Source organism: Dolichospermum circinale AWQC131C, assembly GCF_000426905.1.
Taxonomy (GTDB): domain Bacteria; phylum Cyanobacteriota; class Cyanobacteriia; order Cyanobacteriales; family Nostocaceae; genus Dolichospermum; species Dolichospermum circinale.
This window is the reverse complement of sequence record NZ_KE384597.1, coordinates 1-1,163: the sequence shown is the minus strand read 5'-3', so window position 1 is coordinate 1,163 and position 1,163 is coordinate 1. Positions and strand designations below refer to the sequence as shown.

1 protein-coding gene is annotated in these 1,163 nt (G+C 34.0%); it reads left to right on the top strand.

Going from position 1 to position 1,163, the window contains the following annotated elements:
• Nucleotides 1-272: 272 nt before the first annotated feature.
• Nucleotides 273-1,109: a phosphate/phosphite/phosphonate ABC transporter substrate-binding protein gene (locus ACIR131C_RS21975; protein ID WP_081677162.1), complete on the top strand. Its 837-nt coding sequence runs from the start codon at nt 273-275 to the stop codon at nt 1,107-1,109.
• Nucleotides 1,110-1,163 lie beyond the last annotated feature (54 nt).

Below are 1,163 nucleotides of genomic sequence, written 5' to 3'. Positions count from 1 at the left end.
GACTTGGCTGCTGCTGATGTTGCTCCTGTTGCTTTGAGCGCTCCTGCAATCAACGGTTAATAATTCAAGCTTTCTTAACAGAGCTTAATTAAAGAAATGCTCTCCAGAAATGGGGAGCATTTTTTTTGGGGTTTTAGATAGAGCAGTTAATAATCTAATCATCAATAATTATTAATTTATTAGGTATGGGAATGGCTATATGATTCAGAGTATTCTTTATCATGATGTTAAATGATAGTGAACAAGTCTAATCTAAATTAGAGAAGCATCAAATGACTAACCATACAGATACCCAAACAAATCAAACAACCAATAAAGCCAGAATACTCAAAATAGCAGCTATATTGGGTACAGTAGGAATCATCTGTGGTATTGGTGTTGTAGTTACTTTAATTTCACCAACATTTTCCCCGCATCAAGAAGTAAAAGCCACCACTTTAACTATTGGGATTCTCAGTTCACCAAAATACTATCAAGGATTAGCTACTTACCTCAAACAGCAATTTGGTAATAAAGTCCAGATAGTTATTGATGGTGATGAAAACCTATCTTACGAAGAAGCCAGAAAAAGAATGATTAATAAGGAATGGGATATTTCCTTTCCTCAGTCACCAATGCTTTCCATAGCTGCTAAAAATAATGGTTATTCCTTTGCAGCCCCGATGTTTCCTGATAGTCCCCCATATTACCAAGCTACCATATTTACAAAAACTAATAGTCCTATTAAATCCTTAAATGATTTAAAACCAATACATACTATTGCTATGGGTGATTTTAACTCAGCATCTAGTTTTTATATGGCGGCTTATGATTTATATGGTAAAACCCTGAAAGTAAATATGGGTCATAAATCATCTAAAATCAGAGAATTAGTAAAAACTGGAAAAGCTGATATAGGCGCTGCGGCATATATAGCTGTTAAGGATGACAAAGACTTAAATATTATTCACCTTAGTAAACAAATCCCTGGCGGTAATGTTTATTTATCTCCTAACCTTTCTGAATCAGACCGTCAAACAATTACCAAAGTATTACTAAATGCTCCAGCAAATATTAGAAAAGATGCTAATTATGGTGTTGGGGAAGAGGCTGATTATTCACAGTTATAGTCATTTAACTTAAGAATGAGACATTAAGATACACAATAATCACGGATGATTTCA

Coding starts and splice junctions, on each gene's coding strand:
- ACIR131C_RS21975 (WP_081677162.1), top strand. CDS start 273: ATGACTAACCATACAGATACCCAAACAAATCAAACAACCAATAAAGCC.